The sequence below is a fragment of the Rudaea sp. genome (assembly GCF_036383415.1).
Classification (GTDB): domain Bacteria; phylum Pseudomonadota; class Gammaproteobacteria; order Xanthomonadales; family Rhodanobacteraceae; genus Rudaea.
In genome coordinates, this window is the sequence record NZ_DASVOK010000011.1 from 1 (window position 1) to 25,605 (window position 25,605).

The 25,605-nt window shown below is 65.0% G+C and carries 18 protein-coding genes; 9 read left to right on the forward strand and 9 right to left on the reverse strand.

From position 1 onward, the window contains the following. Window positions 1-223, forward strand: a 223-nt coding sequence (locus tag VF497_RS00305) for a helix-turn-helix domain-containing protein (RefSeq protein ID WP_330885096.1), incomplete at its 5' end; no start/stop codon positions are given. Window positions 224-244: 21 nt separating this feature from the next. Here the strand turns inward: VF497_RS00305 and VF497_RS00310 are convergent. Continuing rightward, window positions 245-1,603: an ATP-binding protein gene (locus tag VF497_RS00310; protein WP_330885098.1), complete on the reverse strand. Its 1,359-nt coding sequence runs from the start codon at window positions 1,601-1,603 to the stop codon at window positions 245-247. A 23-nt stretch (window positions 1,604-1,626) separates the two neighbouring features. Beyond that, window positions 1,627-2,292 (reverse strand): response regulator transcription factor, encoded by a 666-nt coding sequence (locus VF497_RS00315; protein WP_330885100.1) that lies wholly within the window; start codon window positions 2,290-2,292, stop codon window positions 1,627-1,629. Between the two features lie 233 nt (window positions 2,293-2,525). Between VF497_RS00315 and VF497_RS00320 the strand changes: the two genes are divergently transcribed. The 5 genes from VF497_RS00320 (at window position 2,526) to VF497_RS00340 (ending at window position 10,861) form a co-directional block, all read left to right on the forward strand. Continuing rightward, window positions 2,526-4,343 (forward strand): hypothetical protein, encoded by a 1,818-nt coding sequence (locus tag VF497_RS00320; RefSeq protein ID WP_330885102.1) that lies wholly within the window; start codon window positions 2,526-2,528, stop codon window positions 4,341-4,343. Between the two features lie 136 nt (window positions 4,344-4,479). Then, window positions 4,480-7,422 (forward strand): TonB-dependent receptor domain-containing protein, encoded by a 2,943-nt coding sequence (locus VF497_RS00325; RefSeq protein ID WP_330885104.1) that lies wholly within the window; start codon window positions 4,480-4,482, stop codon window positions 7,420-7,422. Window positions 7,423-7,465: 43 nt separating this feature from the next. Then, complete coding sequence (locus VF497_RS00330; RefSeq protein ID WP_330885106.1) at window positions 7,466-8,539, forward strand: YncE family protein; 1,074 nt, start codon at window positions 7,466-7,468, stop codon at window positions 8,537-8,539. 116 nt (window positions 8,540-8,655) lie between these two features. After that, a complete protein-coding gene (locus VF497_RS00335; protein WP_330885108.1) occupies window positions 8,656-9,999 on the forward strand; it encodes a 2-hydroxycarboxylate transporter family protein in 1,344 nt (447 codons plus the stop codon). Window positions 10,000-10,042: 43 nt separating this feature from the next. Continuing rightward, on the forward strand, window positions 10,043-10,861 hold the full coding sequence (locus VF497_RS00340; protein ID WP_330885110.1) for a class I SAM-dependent methyltransferase: 819 nt from the start codon (window positions 10,043-10,045) through the stop codon (window positions 10,859-10,861). A 10-nt stretch (window positions 10,862-10,871) separates the two neighbouring features. On the opposite strand, the gene VF497_RS00345 is transcribed toward VF497_RS00340, so the two are convergent. Together VF497_RS00345 and VF497_RS00350 are read right to left on the reverse strand one after the other, a co-directional pair. Then, window positions 10,872-12,224 carry a sensor histidine kinase gene (locus tag VF497_RS00345; RefSeq protein WP_330885113.1) on the reverse strand — a complete coding sequence of 451 codons (1,353 nt, stop codon included), beginning with the start codon at window positions 12,222-12,224 and terminating at the stop codon, window positions 10,872-10,874. Continuing rightward, complete coding sequence (locus VF497_RS00350; protein WP_330885115.1) at window positions 12,221-12,901, reverse strand: response regulator transcription factor; 681 nt, start codon at window positions 12,899-12,901, stop codon at window positions 12,221-12,223. The genes VF497_RS00345 and VF497_RS00350 overlap by 4 nt, the downstream gene beginning before the upstream one ends. Window positions 12,902-13,036: 135 nt before the next feature. On the opposite strand from VF497_RS00350, the gene VF497_RS00355 reads away from it, so the two are divergent. The 3 genes from VF497_RS00355 to VF497_RS00365 are packed head-to-tail and all read left to right on the forward strand — an operon-like array spanning window position 13,037 to window position 18,629. Next, window positions 13,037-14,404, forward strand: coding sequence for a TolC family protein (locus VF497_RS00355; protein WP_330885117.1), 1,368 nt, complete (start codon window positions 13,037-13,039; stop codon window positions 14,402-14,404). Further along, window positions 14,401-15,582 (forward strand): efflux RND transporter periplasmic adaptor subunit, encoded by a 1,182-nt coding sequence (locus VF497_RS00360; protein WP_330885119.1) that lies wholly within the window; start codon window positions 14,401-14,403, stop codon window positions 15,580-15,582. Before VF497_RS00355 ends, VF497_RS00360 begins: the two co-directional genes overlap by 4 nt. Next, on the forward strand, window positions 15,579-18,629 hold the full coding sequence (locus VF497_RS00365) for an efflux RND transporter permease subunit (protein WP_330885121.1): 3,051 nt from the start codon (window positions 15,579-15,581) through the stop codon (window positions 18,627-18,629). Before VF497_RS00360 ends, VF497_RS00365 begins: the two co-directional genes overlap by 4 nt. 122 nt (window positions 18,630-18,751) lie before the next feature. On the opposite strand, the gene VF497_RS00370 is transcribed toward VF497_RS00365, so the two are convergent. The 5 genes from VF497_RS00370 to VF497_RS00390 all read right to left on the reverse strand — a co-directional run bounded on the left by VF497_RS00370 (window position 18,752) and on the right by VF497_RS00390 (window position 25,487). Next, window positions 18,752-19,762 carry a PstS family phosphate ABC transporter substrate-binding protein gene (locus VF497_RS00370; RefSeq protein WP_330885123.1) on the reverse strand — a complete coding sequence of 337 codons (1,011 nt, stop codon included), beginning with the start codon at window positions 19,760-19,762 and terminating at the stop codon, window positions 18,752-18,754. Continuing rightward, window positions 19,759-20,754 (reverse strand): PstS family phosphate ABC transporter substrate-binding protein, encoded by a 996-nt coding sequence (locus VF497_RS00375; RefSeq protein WP_330885125.1) that lies wholly within the window; start codon window positions 20,752-20,754, stop codon window positions 19,759-19,761. Before VF497_RS00375 ends, VF497_RS00370 begins: the two co-directional genes overlap by 4 nt. 96 nt (window positions 20,755-20,850) lie before the next feature. Further along, a complete protein-coding gene (locus tag VF497_RS00380; RefSeq protein WP_330885127.1) occupies window positions 20,851-21,942 on the reverse strand; it encodes a PstS family phosphate ABC transporter substrate-binding protein in 1,092 nt (363 codons plus the stop codon). Between the two features lie 42 nt (window positions 21,943-21,984). After that, window positions 21,985-23,187: a PstS family phosphate ABC transporter substrate-binding protein gene (locus VF497_RS00385; protein WP_330885129.1), complete on the reverse strand. Its 1,203-nt coding sequence runs from the start codon at window positions 23,185-23,187 to the stop codon at window positions 21,985-21,987. Beyond that, window positions 23,184-25,487, reverse strand: a complete 2,304-nt coding sequence (locus VF497_RS00390) for a TonB-dependent receptor (RefSeq protein WP_330885131.1) — start codon at window positions 25,485-25,487, stop codon at window positions 23,184-23,186. The genes VF497_RS00385 and VF497_RS00390 overlap by 4 nt, the downstream gene beginning before the upstream one ends. Between the last annotated feature and the right edge of the window lie 118 nt (window positions 25,488-25,605).

Here is a 25,605-nt window from a genome sequence, read left to right on the forward strand (position 1 = left end):
CGCACGCGCACACGTCAGCGTGCGCACGCTGACCCGGCATTTCCGTGATGCCACCGGCATGTCGGTGCGCGACTACCACGCGCGCCTGCGCTTCGCACTCGCGAAGCAGGCGCTTGCGACCGGGGTCAGCGTCGAATCGGCGGCAACGATGGCCGGATTGGGCTCCGCGCGCCAGTTGCGCCGCCTGTGGCTGGAACAGACCGGCGCGACGCCGCGCGGGTGAGTGCTGGCACAAGTGTGGTCGTCAGCCGGGAATTTCGAACACGACGCGCAGCCCGCCGTGGCCGGCGATGTTTTCCGCGTGGATGCGGCCACCGTGAAGGTCGAGGATGCTGCGGCAGATGCTCAGGCCGAGGCCGCTGCTCTTGCCGTCGTCGTAGCCGGTGCCGGGCACGCGCACGAAACGCTCGAAGATGTGCTCGAGTTCTCCCGGCGGCAGGCCGCGGCCATCGTCCTCGACGGCGACGCGCCAGGTGTCGTCGTCCAGTTTCGATGCGAGCCGGATTTCACCGTTGGCCGGAGAGGCCTTGATCGCGTTGCTGACCAGGTTGAGCAGCACCTGGCGAATCCATTTCGCGTCGAAGCGGACCGTGCCTTCACCGGCGTGGGTAAAGTGGAAGCGCAGGCCACGGTCCTCGACCAGCGCACTGGCGTCGGGCGCGAAGCCGCGCAGGAACGGGTCGGGGTCCTGTGCGACGGGATCCAGGCGCGTGACCTTGGCATCGACACGTGAGAGGAACAGCAGGCGGTCGATGATGCGGTCGAGGTAGCTCACTTCTTCGAGCAGGGTGTGCAGCGCGTCCTCCTGTGCCGGCGCGAACCTGCCGTCGACGAGCAGCTTCTCGGCGTGCAGGCGTACGAGCGACAGCGGCGTCTTCAGTTCGTGTGACGCCTCGGCGGTGAAGCGGCGGATCTGGCCGAACGAGGTCTCGAGACGATCGAACATCTCGTTGAGCAGGCGCGCGAGGTTGGATATCTCGTCGCGAACCTCGGAAACGGGCATGCGTTCGCTGAGATTGTCTGAGCCGATCCGGCGCGCGGTTTCGGCGATCGAACGTACCGGGCGCAGTGCGAGCCGGCTGATGCCGTAGCCGATGCCGACGCTCACGATCAGCATCGCTGTGAGCAGTGCGGTGCAGATCTCGATGTAGTCGCCCATGGCGGTGTTGACCTGGGCCGACGACGTGGCGACGACGATGTCGAGCCCTTCGTGCACGTACTCGCCGACGCGTACCGGACCGACGCCGGGCAGTTGGGCGTCGTAGCGGTGTTGGCCTTTCACATCGGGGATCATCACGCCGTTGAGGTTGTGCGAGTAGAACATGATGTTGTTCGATGTGTTGTGCACATTGATGTAGAACAACACTTTGGCAGATTCCGACTGCTCGCGGATGCGCTGGTCGATCTCTTCGAGATCGAGCTTGGCGTAGTCGGGGCCGAGATAGGTTCTCAGTTGCTGCGCTTCCGAGTTGTTGAGCAGGTCCAGGCCGTGCATCAGGCGCGTATAAAGAAGCACATAGCCGACGACGAACAGGCAGGCCAGCGTGATTGTCGCCGCGAGCGCGTACCAGGCGGCGAGCCGTGCGCCGATGGAATGGAACATGGGGCTGCCTCGCTTCGTTCCGCTCAGATCATCTGGTAGCCGACGCCGCGCACGGTCTTGAACAGCGGCTTGTCGAATGCCGGTTCAAGCTTGCCGCGCAGGCGGCTCATGTAGACGTCGAGCAGGTTGGTGTCGATGTCGTAGTGCGAGGCCCAGATCTTCTCCGAGATCAGCGTGCGCGTCAGCGTGCGTCCCGGGTTGTGCATGAAGATTTCGAGCAGGGCGAATTCGCGACTGGTCAGATCGATCGAATTGGCGTTGACGCGCACCGTGTGGCTGAGCAGGTCGAGCTGGATGCCGCGGTGTTCGAGTGTGGTCTGCTTGACCGCGCCCTGGCGGCGGATCAGGGCACGCACGCGCGCGAGCAGTTCCTCGAAGCTGAAGGGTTTTTGCAGGTAGTCGTCGGCGCCGTGGTCGAGGCCGGCGATGCGGTCGTCGACCGTGTCGCGCGCACTCAGGATCAGGACCGGTTCGGCGAAGCCGCTTTGCCGCCATTCGCGCAGCAGGGTGAGGCCGTCACCGTCGGGCAGGCCGAGGTCGAGCACGATGACGTCGTAGTTGGTTTCGCAGAGCGCATCGCGCGCATCCCTGCAACTGCGCACCCAGTTCACGGTGTAGGCGCGTTCGGCGAGTCCCTGCTTTAGGAATTCGCCGAGGCGCTGTTGATCTTCGACGATCAGGATTTTCATGGGCGAGCCGCCGGGATGCAGACGTACAAATTAATCGGACTGCATTCGCGAAAGCGATACGCGCTGCAACACCAATCTGAATTCCCTTTCAGAATCACTTAAGGGCGGCGAAAGGTTGCGGGGTTAGTGTTCGGCCCGCTTACGCCACGGGATGAGTTTTCGATCATCGGGGAACGAGGCGGATCGGCACAAACCACCAAAAAATCGGCCAAAGCCGACACCGGGAGGAAAAAATGATCCGTATCGCAACGCTGTTCTTGGCGCTCGCCGCCGCCGTTTCCGCGCAAGCGGCCGAAACGGCGAAGAAAATCTACGCGCAGGAACTTGTCGACAGGGCCGTGGCCGCACGTCCCGACGTCGCCGCCATCGAAATCCACGCAACGCCGCCGAAGACGATCGACAACGTGGTGATCGCAGCCTACAACGGCCATCTCGGCGAGAAGGCCGATGCGGAAGACCTTGACGTGATCAGGACCGGCAAGACCAGTACCGGCGTCAACAAGGCAGGCGATCGCTACGAGGTCAACCTGCCGCTTTTCGACGTCGCGCACCGCACGGTCGGCAGCATCGGCATCGCCTACAAATACAAGGCCGGCGACGACAAGGCGGGGCTGGACAGGAGCGCGACGGAAATTCGCGATCACTTGTCGCGGCGCATTTCGCATGTCGCCAACCTGATGGAAAACGATCCGATCGATCCGGCCGTGCCGACGAACACGCTCGCGCAGAATCTTGTCGACGAAGCGCTCGACGCCGACAAGGGCATTCTCATCATCGCCATGCATGCCGCGGCGCCCAGCAACCCAGAGTATCCGATCATCGCCTCGAACATCGGCCGCATCGGCAAGGCCGCGGACGAGGACGACATGGGCGTGATCAAGTCCGGCAAGCCGAAGTTGGAGCTCAACGAGTCGGGCGATCGTTTTGAGTCGCTTGGCGTGTTGCGCGACGCCGGCGGCAAGCTCGTCGGCGCGGTCGGCGTGGTTTTCCCGTACAAGAAAGGCGACGATCAGCAGGCGATGCACCAGCGCGCCGAAAAAGTGCGCGCCGTGATGGCCACGCGGATCGAGGGCGCGGACAGTCTCGTGCGGCCTGCGGCGGCGCAGGTCCTAACCGCGGCCGGCGGGACGGAACTGCCCGGTTACGAGGGCGACTTCGACCATTTCGCCGTCGACATCAAAGGCAATCGCCTGTTCCTTGCCGCCGAAGACCACAACACGCTGGAAGTGTTCGAGCTGAGTTCGCTCAAGCATCTGAAGACGATCGACGGCCTGGAGACGCCGCACGGCCTGCTCTATCTGCCCGATGCCAACAAGCTGATCGTGACCCAGACCGGTTCCGACGGGCTGACCAAGGTCATCGACGGGGCGAGCTACAAGATCGTCGGCTCGTTCAAGCACACCAAGGGTGCCGACCCGATGGGCTACGACGCGTCGCGCAAGCGGCTCTACGTGGTCGCCGGCGGTCGTGACATGAAAGAGACCAGCACCTGGCTGGTCGAGATCGACCCGTATACCGGCAGGAATCTGGGCGAACTCAAGTTCGCCACCGACAAGATCGAGGCGATGGCGATCGAGGAGCACGGCAACAAGATCTTCATCAACGTCACCGGCAAGAAGGAAATGGCGGTCGTCGACAAGAATACGCTCAAGGTCATCGCCACCTGGCCGATCAAGACCGAAGGTGACAACGCACCGCTGGCGTTCGACGAGGCGACGCATCGTCTGTTCGTGATCACGCGCAAGCCGGGCACGCTGATCGTCGTCAATGCCGACACCGGTGCGCAGATCGCCGAGCTCAAGGCGCCCGAGCGCTGCGACCAGGTGATTTTCGACAAGCGCAGCAAGCGTATCTATGCGCTCGGCGGCGACGGCCATACGGGCGTGTTCGTGGAGAAAGACGCCGATCACGTCGAACCGCTGCAAACCGTCACCACGGTGGCCGGCGCGAAGACCGGCATTCTCGTGCCCAAGTTGAACAAGTTGTTCGTCGCAGCCTCGCCCGGAGACACCAAGGCGACGGCGGCGGTGCTTGCCTACGACGTGAAATGAATCATCGGCGGCCGTGGGGACGGTCGCCGACAGGACGGCTCTTCCGGGGATTGATGCAACAAGATGAGTTGTACATCTCACCACACACAAGCCGCAGCGATACGAATCGTCGCGGCATTTCTTGGGAGGAAGAATCATGTATAGCCGTAAATTGAATTCGTTGGGCGCGATATCGGCCCTGGCGCTGTGCATCGGTACCGCGCTGGCTACGCCCGCGAACGCGCAGGACAAGCAGAGTGCCGAGAAAAACGAAACCCAGAAGCTCAATGAAGTGACCGTCACCGGCAGCGCGATCCACACCGCGCCCGATGAGGTCGTCGTGCCCGTGGTGACGATCGATGCGGAAAAGATCGCCCAATCCGGCGTCGCCACCAACGCACTCGAACTGCTGCGCAAGACGGTTCCCGCTTTCGCCGGTCGCAGCAATTCCGGCGACAGCAACGCCAACAACAACAACCAGAACACGGCCGGTGGCTCGCAACTGCAGTTGCGCAATCTGCCCACCCTGATCCTCATCAACGGGCGTCGCGTGGCCAACAGCGGCGTCGGCGCGATCAATGGCAAGAACTTCGTCGACGTCGGGCAGATTCCGGCGCAGGCGGTCGACCGCATCGAAGTGCTCGCCGACGGCGCTTCCTCGCTGTACGGCTCGGATGCGATCGGTGGCGTGGTCAATTTCATTCTCAAGTCCGACTACGAGGGCGTGACCGCCGGCGCGCGCTGGGGCGATGCCGATGGCAACTACAGCCAGCGTTCGGCCTGGCTCAGCGGCGGCGGCACGTTCGCCGGCGTGAAGGTCGTGGCGACGCTGAGCGCCAATCTTTCCGATCCGCTCTATCAAGACACGCGTTCGTTCACCAGCCCGCTCTACGGCAAGACTTCGTCGATTCCGGGCGCGGTCGGCGGTGCGGGCTATCTGCTTAACGGCGGCCTGTATTCGCCGCGGCAGAACAATCCCGTCGGGGCGGCTGCTACCGCCGGTTCGATCAACGACCTGGTCAACAATGGCACCTATCTAAAGACGACACCGGCTGCGATCGCCGCAGGCTTCGATATTTCTCCGTACCAGACCTTGCTGATGCGCCAGAACAAGCTCGCCTTCACCGCGAACCTGTCGAAGACGCTGATCGAGGACAAACTCGAGGCGTTCGGCGACGTGGAGGCATCGAGCGGACGCAGCTTCACGCGCTGGCTGCCGGTCGCCGCAACCGGTATCACCGTGCCGACCGGCGCGCCCTCCAATCCGTTGACCACGCCGTTCACCGGCGTCGCGTTCACCTATCTGCCGTACACGCACGATTTCTACAACGATGTGACCGCGTACCGCGCGACTGCAGGCCTGCGCGGCCACTTCAGCGAGGACTGGTCGTGGGAGACGGCGGCGGTCTACAGCCGCAGCAATCTCGAGCAGACGCAAACCAACCTGATCTACAAGCCGAACCTCGCCAAGGCGATCGCGGGCGGCTTCGATGCGAACGGCAACGCCGTCGCCGGCGGTGCATACAGCAAGGTATACAGCGGTTACTCGCTGAGCGGTCCGCTCGTGCTGCAGCCCGCACTGGATCCGTTCGCCCGGGCCGCGGGCATCGATCCCGCATCGCTGGCCAACCTCTACGGCAACGAATTGATCAACGCGAGCAGTCAGCTGATGTCGGTCGACGCCAGTGTCAACGGCAAGCTGTTCCATCTGCCAGCCGATGAGGTCGAGATCGCATTCGGCGTCAGCGGGCGCCGGGAAAGCCTGTCCGGGCATGCCGACGCGAATGGCCGAGTGACCGATCCGGTCACCGGCAGCACGACTGGCAACGACCAGCAGTGGCAGGGCGGTACCTATGCCGATCCGTTTTCGCGCAGCCGCAACATCTATGGCGCGTTCGCCGAACTGCGCGTGCCGATCGCAGGCAAGGAATGGAATTTCCCCGGCGCGCAGGCGCTCGATCTCACCCTCGCGGGCCGCGAGGAAAAATACAGCGACGCCGGCTCCTCGTTCGTGCCCAAGATCGGTTTCCGCTGGGAGCCGTTCGACAAGCAATTCATCGTGCGCACCAGCTACTCGAAGTCATTCAGTGCGCCGTCGCTGTACGCCATGTACGGCCCCACCGATACGCGCCAGGTCGGCGCCGGCGTAATCCAGGGCGTGTTCGGTGCGAACTACACGGCGATGCCGTTCAACGGCGAGGACGGCAACAATCCGAATCTCAAGCCGGCAAAATCGACATCCAAGCTGCTCGGCTTCACCGTGCGCCCGAACTTCGTGCCCGGACTGTCGCTCGCGGTCGACTACTCCAACATCACTCTGAAGGGATTCGCGGGCGGCATCGGCTTCAACACCATCCTGACGAGCATCAACTCGCTCGGCTCGGCGTCGCCGTATTTTTCCAATCTCGCGATCGATGCCTTCCCCGGGCAAACCGGTGCGACGCAGCCGTTCACTCATCCCGGCGACCTGCTCGCTTTCCTGACCAGTTCGGCAACGGGCAAGGGCGACCCGAACCAGGCGAACCGCCTGTATGTGATCGACCAGTTCCGCAACCTGGCGTCGCTGACCGAGCACTCCTTCACCGTTTCCGCGGACTACGTGATTCCGACCGATCGATTCGGCACGTTCCGTTTGTCCACGGCCGGCGCCGTGTTCAACAAGTTCAACTTCCAGCCGCTGCCGGGCGGCGCCTACATCGAATACGCCGGTCACACCAACAATGCGGGTGCCAGCGGCGGGTTCGGTGGCACTTTGCCGAAGTATCGTTTCTACTCGACCTTCAACTGGAGCGACGGGGACTGGGACGTCACGCTCGGCAACACGTATTCCTCTGCGGCGAGCGACACCGGCGTGAACGGCACTTCGACGCCGGAAATTCATGTGAGCAGCTACGTGGCGTGGGATGTCCGTCTTGGCTACGACATCCACCCGGCCAGCGACAAGGCGATCAAGGACATCAAGCTCGCCGTCGGCATGAACAACATCGCCAACCGCATGCCGCCGCTCGCCCCGCGCGCCTTCGTCGACAATAACGCAGATGTCGCCACGTTCTCGCCGCTCGGCCGGCTGACCTATGCTTCGGTCGAAGTGCAGTTCTGATCGAAATTCGTTCAATCAACACGCAAAACAGGAGTACATGACCATGAGATCGTTTCCCGCCGCCCGCGTCCTGCGCCATCTGAGTCTCGCCGCGCTGTCGATGCCGATCGCGCTGTCCGCCGCAAATGCATCGGCGCAGCCGTTCTACCACCTCGAATCGGCGACGACGCTCAAGGGCAAGTCGCCCGACTGGGACTACGTGGCGCTCGACGCGACTCGGCCAATTCTTTTCATCGGCCGCCGCGGCGACGGCGCGGCCGTGTTCGACCTGATCAAGAAACAGATCGTGAAAACGCTGGAAGAGTCCGAAGACGCCGGCGCGATCCGTCTCGTGCCCGAATTCGATCTCGGCTACACCGCGAACGGCGACGGCACCTCGACGATGTTCAAGCTGTCGACGTTGAAGACGATCAAGCGCGTGACCTTCGGCAAGGACTCCGACTCGGTGTTCTACGATCCGAAGTCCAAGCAGCTCGTGTTCACGATGGGTGATGGTCACGCGCTCGCGTTCATGGACGCGAAGACCGGCAACGTCACCGGCACGCTGCCGGTGGACGCCAACAAGATCGACGGCTCGGCCGCAGACGGCGAGGGCAACATGTTCATCGCCTTGCGCGACAAGAACAAGGTCATCAAGGTCGACGTCGCCCAGCGCAAGCTGCTCGCCGAATACCCGACCGAGGGTTGCGCGCAGCCGACCGGCCTCGACTACGACCCGGCCAGCAAGCACATCTTCGTCGGCTGCCGCAGCGAGAAGCCGGTGCTCGCAGTACTCGATGCTGCCAGCGGCAAGGTCGTGACCACGCTGCCGATCGGCCACGGTGTCGACGGCGTCGTCTTCGACAAGGCGACGCACCAGATTTATACCTCGAACGGCGTCGACGCCAACCTCGTCATCTACGCGCAGGAAACGCCCGACAGCTACAAGCTGGTCGAGGCGGCGACGACGCGCCCGTACGCGCGCACGATGGCGCTCGATCCGAAGACCAAGAAGGTGTACACGGTGACGGCGGAAGGCGTGGCCGATCCGTCGAAGAAGATCAACACCGGCGTGACCCAGTTCTATCCGAACACCTACTACGACAACACGTTCACCGTGCTCACGTATACCCGCTGATCATTTTTCCATCATGACGAGCGCGCCGGCCCATCTTTCCATCGAGGGGTAGTCGTCGAGGAAACGCCAGCCGTCGCGCTGTCTCATCACCCAAGTCTCAACAAAGAGTCCAAGACATGTCCAACGTATCGCCCATCAACAAACCGCAGGCCGGCACCGGGGAGCCGTTCTGGCCGAACGCCTGGTGGAAGCTCATGGAACTTCGCATCGGCGTGGTTCCGGTGCCGGTCTTCATCGTGCTTCTCGCGCTGATCGCGGGATTCGTCTACCTCAACGCGCTGCCTGCCGAGATCAACGTCAGCATCGCCATCCTCGCGGTCGGAGGTTTCGCCTGCGCCGAGGTCGGCAAGCGCATACCGGTGATCAAGAACATCGGTGCGGCGGCGATCTTCGCGACGTTCATCCCCTCGGCGCTGGTGTTTTACAAGGTCCTGCCCGACGTCGTGGTCAAGAACGTCACCGATTTCACCAAGTCGACGAACTTCCTCTACCTGTTCATCGCGGCGATCATCGTCGGCAGCATCATGAGCATGGATCGCGGCGTGTTGGTCAAGGGCTTCCTCAAGATCTTCGTGCCGCTCGCAGCCGGATCGGTGGTCGCGGCGATCGTCGGCACGCTGGTCGGCACGCTGCTCGGCCTCGGCGCCCAGCACACGTTCTTCTTCATCGTCGTGCCGATCATGGCTGGCGGTGTCGGCGAGGGTGCGATTCCGCTATCGATGGGTTACGCCGACATCCTGCACCAGAAGCAGGGCGACCTGTTCGCCGAGGTGCTACCGATCGTAATGCTCGGCAGCCTGACCGCGATCCTCGCTTCGGGTGCGCTCAACGCGCTCGGCAAGAAATACCCGCACCTTACCGGCGAGGGCCGCCTGCAGGCTGGCGAGCACGACGAGATGGAGGCGAGCGAAGAGGAAGTCGGCCAGCATGTCGACGTGACCCATATCGCCGCCGCCGCGCTGACCGCGATCACGCTCTACATGATCGGCCTCATGGCCTACAAGCTGTTCGGTTTCCCCGCACCGGTCACAATGCTGTTCGTTGCTGTCGCCGCGAAGCTCGCGCACATGATCTCGCCGCAGTTGCGCCAGGGCGCGTACGCGGTGTACAAGTTCTTTTCGGTCGGCGTGACCTATCCGCTGCTGTTCGCGGTCGGTGTCGCGATGACGCCTTGGGACAAGCTCATGGCCGCGTTCCACATCGCCAACCTGATCACCATCGTCGCCACGGTGCTTTCGCTCATGGCCACCGGCTACTACGTCGGACGCTGGATCAAGATGTATCCGATCGAAACCGCGATCGTGAACGCCTGCCACAGCGGCCAGGGCGGCACCGGCGACATCGCCATCCTCACCGCGTCGAACCGCATGGTGTTGATGCCGTTCGCGCAGATCGCCACCCGCATCGGCGGTGCGATCACTGTGACGCTGGCGCTCATCGCACTCAAGCAGTTCGGTTGAGCGCGATGTCGACCCGCATGACGCGGCGTCAGGGGCGCGAGGCATGAGTGGATCGCCTGCGCCCGGCGCGCCTTCGCTTCCGGCGCTGTTCTCCGAACGGGGCGGAGCAGGCGGCGCTTTTTCGACCAAGGCGGCCGACTACGCCGCGGCACGGCCGCGCTACCCGGCCGCGCTGTTCGAGCGCCTGCGCGCGAGCCGCACGCTGCACACAGCGGCACAGATCGTCGACATCGCCGCGGGCACGGGACTGTTCACCGGACAGCTGCTCTACCGCGGTTACAACGTCATCGCGATCGAGCCGAACGCGGCGATGCGTGCCGTCGCCGATGCAACGCTGGCCCAGTACCGCAAGTACCGCAGCATCGCCGCAAGCGCCGAGGCGACCACGCTCGCCGACGCTTCGGTCGACGTGATCACCGCCGCGCAGGCATTTCACTGGTTCGATGTCGAGGCCGTGCGCCGCGAGTGGTCGCGCGTGCTCAAACCGGATGGCCGCGTCGTTCTTGTCTGGAACACGCGCCCGCTCGCCGATCCACTGCAGAAGGCACTCGACGATCTGCTCGGCGAGTTCGGCGGCGAAAAGCAGGCCGTGCTCGATCGTCGTCAGGACCTGTCTTACGTGCCGGCGTTCTTCGCCGCGGAATCGTTCGAGCGCTTCGAACTCGCCAACATGCAGCAGCTCGATCACGCCGGGCTGGTCAGCCTGGCGCTGTCGCGCTCGGCGATGCCCGATCGCGACACGCCGCAGGGCGAGCGCGCCGTGCAGAAGCTGGCGCAAATCTTCGCGCGCCACGCGCGCGACGGCCAGGTCAACGTGTCGTATCGCACCGTGGCATTCGTCGGCCGGCCGACGTCCGCCTGATCACACTGGTCTATGCTGCCGCGAAGCGCACACTGACGCGCAGCCCCGGCGCGTTGTCGCCGAGTTGGAGATCGGCGTCGTGCAACGTGGTGACCGCATGGGCGAGGGCGAGGCCGAGGCCGTTGCCGGGCGTGGTGCGGCTCGCGTCGAGACGCACGAAGCGTTGCAGCACTTTCTCGCGCAACTCCACGGGAATGCCGCGGCCGTTGTCGGCGACGACGACCTCGATGGCATCGCCCCTGCGGTGTGCGCCGAGCGCGATGCGTGCACCCGCGTCGCAGTGGCGCGAGGCGTTCTCGACGAGGTTGGCGAAGAGTTGGGTCAGCAGCTCACGGTCGCCGTGCACGCTCAGACCCGTGGCGATGTCCGCGCGCAGCGTTTGCGATTTTTCCTCGATTGCCGGCTGATAGATTTCCGCGACCGTGTGCAGCAGCTCCGAAAGATCGACCGTGCGGAAGCTCGCCTTGCGCGCGCCGCTCTCGATCTGCGCGATGCGCAGCAATGCACCGAAGGTCTGCAGGATCGCGTCGATGTCGACCAGTGTCGCCGTGATCGTTGCATGCAGTGCCGCCGCGTCGGGTGCGCGCTGCTGCGCGAGTTCGAGGCGCTGGCGCAGGCGCGTCAGCGGCGTGCGCAGGTCGTGGGCGATGTCGGTCGAGACTTGGCGCAGGCCCTCCATGAGCACGCCGATGCGGTCGAGCATCGCGTTGAGACTGTCGGCGAGGTGATCGAATTCGTCGCCGCTGCCGTTGAGCGGAATGCGTCTTTGCAGATCGCCGGCGACGATGTCGCGGCTGGTCTGGCTCACCGCCTCGATGCGGCGCAGGACCGCGGCGCTCATCAGCGCGCCGCCGGCAAGCACGAGCAGCATCGCCGCGCCGACGCCCCAGAGGAACGACTGCGCGACCGACTCGCGCAGTTCGTGTACTTCGTGTGCGCTCGTGCCGACGAAGAGATAGCCGCCATCGGCGGTCGCCTCGCCACTTCCGCGGATGTCGGTCTTCGGATAGCGCGGCAGCCGCTGCGGCTCCAGCCATTCGCGCACGCCGATGACCGGCTCGAGCGGCGGCAGGTCGCCGGCGAGCACGCGGCCGTCGCGATCCTGCAGCAGGTAGTAGAAGCCGCCGGCCTGTTTGGTCGAGGATTCGATCGCGCGGCGCAGGCTGTCGGTGCTGTCGTCGACCGCCGCGGTATGCACTTCCTTGATCTCGGCGGCGACGGTGATGTCGATCTGGTGCTGCATGAAGCTCGTCGTCGACCAGAACACGGTGACGAACAGGACGAGGAAACTTGCACCCGTCAGCGCCGCGTAGAGCAGGGTCAGACGGAAGCTCGAGGTGCGGACCAGGCGGCGCAGGTTCACGGCATCGCTTCGCGCAGGGAGTAGCCGGCGCCGCGCAGCGTCTGGATCAGGCTGGCGGCATGGCCCTTGTCGACCTTGCCGCGCAGGCGGCTGATGTGGCTTTCGACGACGTTGGTGTGCGGATCGAAATCGAGATCCCAGACCTGTTCGAGCAGCATCGTGCGGGTGACGACTTCGCCGGCGTGACGCATGAGAAATTCGAGCAGGCGGAATTCGCGCGGCTGCAGCTCGATCGCCTGTCCCGCGCGGTGCACGCTGCGCGCGAGCAGGTCCATTTCGAGGTCGGCCACGCGCAGCACCGTCTCCGCCGCCGTGCGCCGCGGTCGGCGGCCGAGAGCAGTGACGCGCGCGGCGAGTTCGGAGAATGCGAACGGCTTGACCAGGTAGTCGTCGGCGCCGGCGTTGAGGCCGTTGACGCGGTCGTCGATGCCGCCGAGCGTGGTCAGGAACAGGATCGGCGTTTCGATGCCGCCCGCGCGCAGCGTGCGTACAAGGGTCATGCCATCGAGGCCAGGCAACATGCGATCGACAAGCAGCAGGTCCCAGTCCTGGCCGGTGGCCTGGAACAGCCCGTCGCGGCCGTCTCGCGCTACTGCGATGTTGTGGCCGGATTCGCGCAGGCCTGCCATCACGTAGTCCGCGGTCTCGGCGTCGTCTTCGATCAGCAGGATTCTCAAGGGTTTCGGGCCGGCCAATGGCGGGCAAAGCAAGCGATGCGCGCATCTAGACCCATGCGCGCGCGTCCGTCAAGTTGCAAAACGGTAATGTTGCGGCCACCTCGGCGCATAGCGCGCGCGGGTAGGGTGACCGCGATGAAAAATCCGACCGCTCCGTTCCGCTTCGTCCGCCACGCCACGCTCGCCGCCGCGATGCTGGCGCTCGGCGCCTGCGCGACCTACTCGCCGAAGCCGCTGGATCTCGCCGCGACCGGCAAGACCTCGCTCGCCGACCTGCGCCACGACGGCGCGCTGCCCGAGCGCCTGACTCCTGACGACGTCGTGCGTCTCGCGCTCGACAACAATCCTGACCTGGTCGCCGTGCGCGCCCAGCATGGCATTGCCCAGGCGCAACTGCGCACTGCGGGCATCCTGCCCAATCCGGTACTCAGCGGCAGCTATGCGAACCTGCTCAGCGGGCCGGGCGAGATGGCCGCGATCGCCGCAGGCCTGACCATGGATCTGAAATCCATCGTCACGTTCTCCGCCAAGCATCACGCCGCCGATGCGACCGCGCAATCGGTCGACGCCACCGTGCTCTGGCAGGAGTGGCAGACGATAGGCAAGGCGCGCCTCGCCGCGGTCGACCTGATCGAAGGCGACCGGCAGCTCGCGCTGCTGCGCCGCAATGCCGAACTCTGGCACGAGCGCCTGCAACGCAACCAGCAGGCGCTCAAGCAGGGCGACACGACGCTGGCCACGCTCGCACCCGACCTCGCCGCGGGCTCCGACGCACAGAAACAGCTCGACGATTTCGAGCGCGCGCAGCAGACGCGCCGGCGCGATCTCAACCTGCTGCTCGGCCTCGATCCTGCGGTGAAGCTCCAGCTCGCCGACGAGGCGACCTTGCCCGCGATCGATGTCGCCGCGGTGCGCGCGCAGCTGCCCGATCTCGCCAATCGCCGCCCCGACCTGATCGCGCTGCAGCTCGGCTATCGCGCGCAGGAGGAAAAGGTGTGGGCGTCGGTGCTCGCGCAGTTCCCGCTGTTCTCGATCGGCCCGACCTACGGCCGCGACACGAGCAACGTGCGGACGCTCGGTCCGCAGATCACGATGGACCTGCCGATCTTCGACCGCAACCAGGGCAACATTTCGCAGGAGCACGCGACGCGCGAGCAACTGCACGCGGAATTCGAGGCGCGCCTGATCGCGGCCAAGAGCGAAGTCGAGGCGATGCTCGCCGACCAGGCCTTGCTGCAGAAACAGCTCGAAACCAAGCGCACGATGCTCGCGCAGATGGAGCCGATGGCGGCGCATGTGCAGACCGCGTTCCGCCAGGGCGATATCGACGAGCGCAGCTATGTCGACCTCATCGCCTCGCGCAACGCCAAGCAGCAGGAAATCCTCGCCCTGCATCTGACCATGCTCGAGCAGCAGGTCGCTCTCGCCACGCTTGTCGGTGCCGGCATGCCGCATGCCGAAATGCCCGGTGCGCAAACTTCTTCGAAGCAGGAACAACCATGAACCCCAAACTTCTCGCTGCGCTCGTTGCCGGCTTGTTGATCACCGGCACCGCGGGCTTGCTGCTCACCCACGCCGCCGCTCCCGCCGAAGAAGAAGTCAAGGGCAGCGTGCTCGTCGAAACGCAGCCGACCAAGCTCGGTGCCATCGCCGATGCGCTGACCGCCTACGGCACCGCCGTGCCCGCGATCAATGGCGGCATGACCCTGAGCGTGCAGGCCGAAGGCCGCGTCATGCACATCGCGGTCACGCCTGGCGAAGCGGTGCACAAGGGGCAGACGCTGATGGAATTCCACCTGTCCGCGGCGGCATCGAGCACGTATGCGCAGGCGGTTACCGCGTTGAAGACGGCGAAGGAAGAGCAGACGCGCGTCACGCGCCTGCTCGGCCAGCAACTCGCCACGAGCGACCAGAAGGTGCTCGCCGACAAGGCGGCGGCCGACGCGCAGTCCGCGCTCGATGCGCTCGCGCACGAAACCGGCGGCAAGCCGCAGCAGACGCTGGTCGCGCCGTTCGACGGCGTGGTCGCGACGGTGCCGGTGAACCAGGGTGACCGGGTTGCCGCGGGCGCGGCGCTCGTGACGATCACGCGCAGCAACGGCCTCGTCGTCACCTGCGGCATCGAGCCATCCGAAATCAAGCGACTCAAACTCGGCCAGACCGTGCGTATCAAGCCGCTGGCGGGCGAGGGCGAGGCGGTCGAGGGCAAACTCTCGCGCATCGACAAGAGCCTCAATCCGAAGACGCGTCTCGTCGACGCGGACGTGACCGTCGACGACGAGCTGATCCAGGGCCAAGCATTCCGCGCGCAGATCGAGGTCGGCGAGCTCAAGGGCTGGATCGTGCCGCGCGACGCCGTGCTCGACGACGACGAGGGTACCTATCTGTTCCAGGTTGCCGGCGACAAGGCCAAGCGCATCAAGATCAAGCGCATCGGCAACGATGACGAAAGCGCGGCCGTCGAAGGACCGCTCGATCCCAAGCTCGAAGTCGTCACCGTCGGCAATTACCAGCTCGAAGACGGTGGTGCTGTGCGCAAGGAGGAAGGCGACGCCAAGGACGACAAGGCGGACGCGAAGGACGCGGCGAAAGACGAAAAGCCCGCCGCCAAGGATGCCAAACCCGCGGCGAAGGATGACAAAGCCGCGCCGGCGAAGAACGCGAACGGCAAGCAGCCATGAATTTCGTCGGACTGATCGAACACCACGCCCGCTCGCTGCTCTGCATCGCCTTTGCCCTGGCGGTTGCAGGTCTCGTCGCGGCCTTCGTCCTGCCGGTCGGGTTATTCCCGCAGGTGTCGTTCCCGCGCGTCGTCGTCGACCTGTCCTCGGGCGACCGCCCGGCTGACCAAACCGTGCTCGCGGTGACGCGGCCGGTCGAGGAAGCGATCCGTTCGGTACCCGGCGTGCACGAGGTGCGCTCGGCGTCCTCGCGCGGCTCGGCGCAGATCTCGATCGACTTCGGCTGGGGCCGCGACATGATCGCAACCACGCTGCTCGTCGATGCCGCGATCGCGCAGGCGTTGCCCAAGCTGCCGACCGGCACGACCTACGGCGTACGCCGCATGGACCCGACCGTGTTCCCGATCATTTCCTACGCGCTGACCTCGGACAAGCTCACGCCGAACCAGTTGCGCGATCTCGCCCAGTTCGACATCGTGCCCGTGCTCGCACCGATCGCGGGCCTGTCGCGCGTCGACGTGCAGGGCGGCTTGATCGACGAGGTGCACGTCGAGGCCGACACTCACCGCCTCAACGAGTACGGCATCGGCATGAACGAACTCGTCGCCGCGGTCACTGCCGGCAACTCGCTGCAGGCGGTCGGTCGCGTGCAGGATCGCGACAAGCTTTTCCTCGTCGTCTCCAACAGCAACCTGCGCTCGATCGACGAGTTGAAGAACATCGTCGTGCGCGGTGACGCCGCCGGCGTGGTGCGCCTGTCCGACGTGGCCGAGGTCGGCCCCGGCGCGGCGCCGTTCTGGCTGCGCGTCGTCGAGGACGGCAAGCCGGCAGTGTTGTTCAACGTCTACGAACAACCCGACGGCAACGCCGTGCAGATCGCCAAGGACGTGCGCGCGCGTCTGGCCACGTTCAAGCTGCCGGACGGGGTGAAGCTGTCCAACTGGTACGACCAGAGCACGCTCGTGCTCGAATCCGGCGCGAGCGTGCGCGATGCGGTCATCATCGGCCTGATCCTCGCCGGCATCGTCCTGTTCGTGTTCCTGCGCAACGTGCGCGTCATGCTGATCGCGGTGCTCGTGGTGCCGGCGACGCTGACCATCACCGTGCTCGTGCTCAGCGTGTTCGGCATGAGCTTCAACATCATGACCCTGGGCGGCATCGCCGCCGCGGTCGGCCTGATCATCGACGACATGATCGTGATCGTCGAGCACATCGCGCGGCGTGCCGGCGTGCCGGGCATTGCGGACGGCAAGGCCGCCGTGCTGCCGGCGACGCGCGAGTTCCTGCGCCCGCTGACCGGTTCGAGCCTGGCCACGTTGATCGTGTTCCTGCCGTTGAGCTTCATGAGCGGCGTGACCGGCTCCTTCTCCAAGGCGCTCGCGGTGACGATGGCCGCGGCGCTGATGATTTCATACCTGTTCGCGGCGTTCATCGTGCCGATCCTGGCGCGCTATTTCATCGACTTCAAGACCTGGCACGACCCCGCGGCGGATCGCGACGACTGGCTCTCGCGCACCCACGGACGCATGCTCGAGCGCGTCTTCGCCAAGCCGCTCATTCTGCTCGGCGCGATCGTACCGCTGTTGTTGATTGGTGCACTTGCTTATACGCGTGTTCAAAGCGGCTTTATGCCGAAGGTCGACGAAGGCGGCTTCGTCATGGATTTCTACACCAAGCCCGGCACCTCGCTCGACGAGACCGAGCGCGAGCTCAAGCAGATCGAGGCGATCCTGAAGGAGCAGCCCGAAGTCGAGACGTTCTCGCGCCGTACCGGCACCGGCCTCGGCGGCGATCTGGGCGAACCGCACCATGGCGACTTCTTCGTGCGCCTGAAGCCCGACCACGCGCGCGGCACCGAAGAGATCATGGCCGCGGTGCTCGAAGACATCCAGAAGAACGTGCCCGGCGTCGACATCGAACTGGCCCAGCTGATGGAAGACCTGATCGGCGACCTCACCGCGGTGCCGCAGCCGATCGAAGTCCAGCTCTTCGCCGAAGACCCGGCCAAGCTGATTCCGCAGGCGAAGAAGGTCGCCGCGGCGATCGCCAAGATTCCCGGCGTCGTCGAGATCAAGGACGGCGTCATGCTCGCCGGCGACGGCATCGACATGAAGGTCGATCCGGTCAAGGCATCGTTCGAAGGCATCACCCCGGACGAGGTGAGCAAGGCCGTCGACGTGGCGATCAACGGTGCGGTCGCCACCCAGTTGCCGCAGCCGAACAAGCTGGTCGACGTGCGCGTGCGGATGCCGCATGCGATGAACCTGCACCTCGAAGATCTCGCCGACCTGCCGATCCGCGCGACCGACGGCCACATCTTCCCGCTCAAGCGCGTCGCGACGCTGACGCCGGTGTCGGGCGAGCCCGAGATCAAGCGCGACAACCTGCAGCCGATGGTCGCGGTCACCGCGCGCATCGAAGGCCGCGGCATGGGCGCGGCGGTCGCCGACGTCGAAAAGGTGCTCAAGCAGAAGGGCATGCTCGCCACCGGCGTGCGCTACGAAATGGGCGGCCTGTATCGCCAGCAGCAGATCGCGTTCGCGAGCCTTGCCGTCGTCTTCATCGCCGCGCTGATCGCCGAACTCGTCCTGCTGCTGATCCTCTACGAAGACTTCTGGCTGCCGCTGATCATCGTCGGCACCTCGCTGCTGTCGACCACGGCAGTGTTCACCGCGCTGTGGATCACCGGCGTCGAGCTCAACATCACCGCGTTGATGGGCATGACGATGGTGATCGGCATCGCCACCGAAATGGCGATCTTCTACGTCAGCGAATACACCGAACTCGCGCACACGATGCCGCTGCGCCAGGCGCTGTTCGAGGCGAGCCGCAACCGCCTGCGTCCGATCACGATGACCACGCTCGCCGCGATCCTGACCCTGCTGCCGCTCGCTTTCGCGATCGGCCAGGGCTCCGGCATCCAGCAGCCGCTCGCGATCGCGATCATCGCCGGCCTCATCGTCCAGTACCCGCTCGTGCTGCTCGCCGTGCCGGTGCTGATCGCACTGACGCGGCGCAATGGCGGCGGGACGGCGCCTGCTCATTGAGTTGAGATGGCCTTACGACGTAGATGGGGCGCGACTTGTGCGCGCCTCACGCGCAGGCATCGCAGCAATCGCGTGTATCTTCGCACTTCATTTCGGCTTTGGCCGGAATGAAGTGCCGGAAATCAGCGCAATTTTGCGCGCTCGTGCGCAGCTTCCTCGGCGGACAACGGCAAATAGTGTTGCGGAGTGTCGGCGATGGCCTGCTGGCCTTCGCGCGACAGCACGAGGATGAGGAATTCGCGCGCGAACGCACTCAGCGGCAGACGTGCATAGATCAGCAGCCAGCGATCGAGCGGGTAGCGGCCGGCGCGAATGTCGGCTTCGGTGGGCAGCACCGGCGTCGCTCCCGGCTTCGCGGCAAGCGCGAGCAGGCGCACCTTGTCGGTGACGCGCATCGCCGCGGCGAAGCCGATGCCGAGTGGATCGGTGCCGATGCGATCGATCGTGTCGCGCGATTGATGGAATTGCGCGAACGGTTTCGCTGGTGATGTTGTGCCAAGCACGCGCCCGTAGAAAGACAAAGCCAGCGGAGTGTCCGGCTCCATCGTGTAGAGATGGATCGGTCGGTTGGCCCAGTCGCCCTGCACACCGAGATCGCGCCAGTGCGTCGCCTTGCCGGAAAAAACCTGCGCGAGTTGTGCGAGCGTGAGCGAACGCAGCGGATTGTCGGCATGCACGAACACGGCGAGCGGGCCGCTCAGCGCACGCGGGTCGAGCGAGGCATGGGCGACGCGGAATTCGACAGGGTCCGTTGCCTGCGAGGCCTGGCGATATTCTGCAAGCTGATCCGGCGTGAACTCGGCGCCCATCGGCGCGAGCGCACTCGTGTTGGCCGCGAGCGCCGGCGGCGCGGCGCGCGTGCCGGTCAGCTCAAGGCGGAACGTACTGCCCGGATGCGCGGCGACATAGCGCGCGACGAAGGCGTCGAACATGTCGCGCATGTCGTTGTAGCCGACGATGCGGATCGCGCCATCGTTTGTCAGCCAAGGCTCGGTGCGCGCGATCTCCACTTTGGCGGGCGCGTAACGCGGCAGGGCGGGATCGACATCGGAGCACACCGCCTCGGCCGCCGCGGCCAGCGACAGTGCAAAAGCGATGCCACAGTACAGCGGCCGGAAAGCGCGCGGCGTCATTTGCCTACGTCGGCGAGTGCGAGGCGCGATGTCTCGGCCTGCCCGGGCGTCAGCGGAAGGAAGCGCATGCGATCGTTGGCGACGATCAACTGGCCCTGCCGGCTCAGCGCGAAAAGCAGGAACTCGCGCAGGGCGGGCGCGAGCGGTTTGCCGGGTGTGCGATTGAAACCGAGATAGATCTGGCGCGACAACGGATAGTCGCGACGCGTCACTTCCTCTGGCGTGCCGGCGAAGTACGGACCACGTTCGGTTTCCGCGAGCGCCAGTGTCTTGGTGCCGGGCGCCGCATAGGCGAAGCCGCTGTAGCCGATGCCGCGCGGGTCTTCGGCGACGCTGCGCACGATCGCGTCGAGCGCGGACTCGCCGGGGCGGTCGACCTGTTCGCGGATGCCGTCGCGGAACTCGCCACCGCGCAGCACGCGCTGTTGAAAGAAGTTGACGATTCCGGGCGGATTGCCGCTCTCGCGCCGATGCAGCATGCCGTAGGCGTGAATCGGAAGCGGCTCCCAGTCGTCGCCGACGCCGAGCTGGCCCCAGGTCGCGATCGCCTTGCCGCCGCGGCGATGGTCCCGCGAATAGACCGCATCGAGTTCGTCGAGGCTGATGCGCGTGATCGGATTGGCCGCGTTGACGAAAATCGCGAGCGCATGCGTGCCGCTCTTGGTCGCATAGCTGCCACCGGCGACGTTGATCACCGTCGGCGCATGGCCAAACATGCGCGTGAACGCATCGATCTCCGCGGGAAACGGCTCGCGCACGAACGTGACGACATCGGCTTGGCCGTCGAGCAAGGCTGCGAAGCCGTCCGCGGAAAGTTTCGTTGCTGCGTTGTCGATCTCGATGTTCGGCTGGAACCGGGTCAAATCGCGCGCCCAGGCGGCGACGAGATCGTGCATCGTGTCGGCGCCGCTGAAGCGCAGCTTGCCGCCGACTTTCGCCTGCGGCGCGTAGACGGGCAGCGCCGGAGTCGAAGTGCCTGCGCGGGCGCGCAAGGAGACGAATGCCCCCGCGCAGGCGGAAAGAAAGACGCGACGCGGGACACTTACTGTGTCTGTCATGTTGCGTGTATCCCGCGCCGCGTTAGGCGATCAGTTGAGTTTGGCGAGTTCTTCCTTGACCACGGCAGGCTGCAGCGGGATGTAGACGCCTTCCTTCGCGACCACGTCCTGGCCCTGCTTGCTGAGCACCATCTTGAGGAATTCCTTGACCTTCGGCTCCAGCGGCGTGCCCGGCTTGCGGTTGACGTAGATGTAGACGTAGCGGCTCAGCGGATACTTGTGCGTGTAGACGTTCTCGAGCGTCGGCGCGAGGTAGGGGCCACCGTCCTTTTCCGAAAGCGGCACGACCTTGACGTTCGGCGTGACATTGGCGAGCAGCGCGTAGGTGATGCCGCCCGGATTCTTCGCCATGTCCTCGGCGGCGACGTTGAAGGCGTGGGTGAAGCCCTTGCCCTTGACGAACTGGATGTCGTCCTTGTAGTCGCCCATGTCCATCACGTTGATCTTGAAGAACCACTCGATGCCGTTCGGCGCCTTGAGGCCGTACTTGTGCACCGGGCGCGCGACCCAGTCACCCTTGAGGCCGAGATCGCCCCAGGTCTTCACATCGGCATGGCCGCGCTTGCGCGTGGTCGAATAGATCGCGTCGAGTTCGGGCAGGGAAAGGCCCTTGATCGGGTTGTCCTTGTCGACCATGACGATCGACGTGGCAGTCTTGCCGAGCGAACCGACGCTGCCCGTGGCGACCTTGATGCGGAACGGCTCGTAGCCGAACTTCTCGACGAAGGCTTTCTCCTCGGCCGGCAGCATCTCGCGGCCGACCGGGGCGATCACCGAGTTCGGCGCTTTCGCGCCGGCGATCAGGCCGGGTGCGCCGGCACCCGAGGCGCGCAGGTCGAGCACCACGGACAGGTGCGGATAAGCTTCGCGGAAGATCTTCGCCCAGCCCAGGCACATCTCGTCCATCACGTCGGCGCCGACGAGGGCGATTTCCTCCTCGGGCTCGCTCTTCACTTCCGCGGGCTTCCACGCGGGAATGGCCGGATCGACCTTGAGATGATGTTCGACCGCGGCGTACTTGAGCGCGAACGCCGACGGAGCAAACGTGGTGGCAAGCGCGGCGGCGCAGGCAGCGGCAAGAGTGAGCACCTTGGCGCGGCGCGAGGCGATTTTCGTTTTCATGGGATCTCGGCGTAGTTGAGAGTGAAGGGGGATTCGGAGACGTTACGGTTCCAGCAGGGCGCGCGCTTTCTCGGCCTGGCTCGCACGCAGCGGCAGGTAGAGCGCCTGGTCGCGCACGATCTGCTGGCCTTCGCGGCTGAGCACGAAACGCAGGAATTCGGTCAGCGCCGGATCGAGCGCCTTGCCCGGCGCCTTGTTGACGTTGAAGAAGATCAGGCGCGACAGCGGGTACTTCGCACGCGCGACGTTCTCGTAGCTCGGCGCGACGAACGGACCGGACTCGTTCTCGCCGAGCGCGAGCATCTTCACCGGCGAGTCGACATAGGCAATGCCGGTGTAGCCGATCGCGTAGCGATCTTCGACGCCATGTTTCGCCATCGGGAATACGAGCTTGTCGTAGTGAGCGCCGTCGTTCCACTCGCCGCGCTTGCCGTCGGTGCTGAGCACGCGCTGGCGCACGAATTCCTCGAATCCGTTCCACGGCTTGATGCCGTAGGCGTGGATCGGCTTGTCGGCCCATTCACCGGTCAGGCCGAGCTGGCCCCAGGTCGTGATCGGCTTGCCGCCGCGATGGTGCGTGCTCGAGAAGATCGCGTCGAGCTGGGCGAAGCTGATCTTGTCGAGCGGGTTGTCGCGGCTGACGAAGAAGCCGACCGCGTCGAGGAAGCCGAAGTGGCGGTAGCTGCCGCCGCTGATCGGCACGCTGGTCGGCGCATAGCCGAACTTCGCCTTGAAGTCGGTGATGTCATCGGGCTTGAGTTCGCGCGAGACGAAGACGAAGTCGATGTTCTGCTTGACCAGTTCCTTCGCGCCAAGGCTGCCGGCGTACGGCGGCGCCACGCTGAGGTTGACGTTCGGATAGAGCTTCTTGAACGCGGCGAACCAGGCATTGGCCAAGCCAGGCAGTACGTCGGAGGCGGCACCCTTGAACGTGCCGGCGAGTTTGAGGTCCTTGCGCGGCTTGTAGGCGGGAAGCGCCGTATCGAGTGTCGGCTGCAGCAGTTCGAGTTCGGGCAGCGCGCGGCCGTTTTTCTTGCCGGCCTCGGCCTCCTCTTCGGTCTGCGGCTTGGCCGTGGCGCGCGGCTGGTCGACCCATTCGACGAACTGGGTCGGCGTCGCCGCGACCGTCGCCGCAGTGGCGGGAGCGTCGGCGGCCGAGGCCGCGCCGATGCCACAGGCAATCAGCGCGGCGGCAAGGGCGCAGCGGACGAGGCTGCGCGGGAAGGGGCGATGGCAATGTTTCACAGGAAGGGCACCTTCACGGAAAGCTGCACGTAACGCGGCGAACCCGGCACGACACCGATTTCGTTCGTGGTCGAGTTGACGCCTTCGTAATAGGTCTTGTCGAACAGGTTGCCGAGCTTCAGGGTGACCGGGAACTTGTCCATCGCCAGGTAGTAGAAGGCCAAGTCGGTGACCACGTGGCCCGGAAGGAGCAGCACGCGCTGGTCGGCGGGAGTCGGCTGGCTGCCGCGAATCTGGGATGCATAGCTGATGCCGACGCCGAAGCCGAAGTTCTTCAGCGGGCCTTCGGCGAAGTCGTAGCGCGACCAGATGTGCGCGCTGTTGAGCGGCGCATTGGTCAGGCGCGTGTCGGCGATCGGCGTGGTCGGATTGCCGTTCGACTTGGCCACCTTCGCGTTGGCGTGGGCGAAACCGAACAGCACGTGCCAGTTTTCCAGCGGCTGCGCGTCGAGTTCCCACTCGTAACCTTTCGAGCGCTCGCCGCCGACCTGCACCGAACAGGTGCCGGGTACGCCGGCGTTGCAGGCGGCCACGGCGAGAGTGTTGGTCTTCTGGATGTCGAACAGCGCGACCGTCGAGGTGACGCGGCCATCGAACAGGCTGGCCTTGACGCCGGCTTCATTCTGATGGGACGTGGTCGGCTGGAACGGATTGCTGCCGTCGGCGGCCTGCGCGGTCGGCGAGGGCGCGATGAACGAGGTCGAATAGCTGTAGTAGTACGTCCAGTTCTCGTCCGGCTGGTAGAGGATGCCGGCGGTCGGCAGCACATCGTCCGAGGACTTGGCGCTGCTCGTGAACGGCGGATAGACGTGCTCGGTCTGGTACGTATGATCCTTGGTGTAGCGCAGGCCGACGCTGGCTTTCCAGTGTTCCGACAGCGTCATCACATCGGAGACGTAGGCGCCGGCGTTGCTCTCGGTCGTCACGCGGTCGTTGAGCGGGCCGGGCGGGAAGGACGACAGCGGCGGCGACACGCCGAAGATCGGATCGTAGATGTTGATGTTGATCGACTTTGGCCCCGGCAGCGCGGTTGGGCCAGAGGTGGGGCCGTTGAAGAACTGCAAGCGCAGGAAGTCGGTCTTGTTGGTGCCGCCACCGAGACCGACGAGGATCTTGTGCTCGATGGGCCCGGTCTTGAACGCCTGCGTGTAGTTCGTATCGAAGTAGTCGTAGCCGCGGTGATTGCTCTGCCCGCGCGCGCGGCGCTGCAGGGTGACGAGGTCCTTGAGCACGCCGACATTGTCGTAGCCCACCGCCGTATCCCAGCCGCGCACGTGGCGCACGGAGAAGTTGAATACGCCGCCGTTCTCGAAATCGTGTTCGAGCGCGGCGGTTGCCGAACGCCCGCCTTCCTGCTGCAGGTCACCGGGCTCCTGGTATTTGGTCGTGATCGGCGCGATCAGCGAGGCATCCTTGTTCGGCGCGACGAGGTAGTTGTCGTAGGCGTTGTTGCGTCGGCGGTATTCGCCGGAGAGGCGCAGCGTGGTGCTCTCGCCGATGTGCCAGAGGACGCTCGGCGCGATGTAGCGCGCATGCTCCCAGCCGTTGCGGAAGGTGTTGTTGTCGGAGAGTTCCGCGACGACGCGATAGAGCAGGTTGTGATCCTTGTCGATCGGGCCGGTGAGGTCGAGGTCACCGACATAACTCATGTGGTCGCCGAGTCCGATGCCGTAGCCGTCGAAGGTCTTGGCCGTGAGGTCCAGGCTGCCCGAGGCTTTTTCGTCCGGCTTCTTGGTGACGATGTTGACGAAGCCGCCCGGCTGCGCCTCACCGTACAGCACCGAGGCCGGACCCTTGACCACTTCGATGCTCTGCGCCATCACGGTCGGCGGCGAGCCGAAGCGACCGGCGAGGCCGGGCAGACCGTCGACGAGGATTGCACCTTGGTCAGCCTGCGTCGTCTTGAAGCCGCGGATCGAGATGTCGTAGCCGGTCACGCCACCGCGCGAGATGCCGGTCATGTATTGGTAGAGGTCGGTCAGGTTGGTCGTCTGGATCGCCTTCATGAACGCCTGCGAGTAGTCGGCGGTCGAGTACGGCGTGTCGCGAACGTCGAGGTCCTGCTTCATCGCGCTGTGCGCGCCTTTCGACACGAACTTGCTGGAGACCTGGACAGTGTCCAGCTCGCGGGTTTCCTTCTCGTCCTTGTCGTCCTTCTTCTGCTCCGCTGCAGCGGCATCGCCGGTGGCGGCAACGCTGGCTGATGCGGAATCCGCGTTGCCGTCGGCGAACACGGCCTGAGACAACAACAGCGATAGGCCGGCCGCGATGGCCGACGCCAAACTCGTTCTGACAAACATGTGTCCTCCCGGGGCGGCCAGCGTATGCAGGCCTGGTCGTTGTGTTTTGGTGATTGCGCTTCTGCGCCGGATCGAAGCGTCCGTTGGCGGCGAATCTAGGCCCGCAAGCTGACGCCAG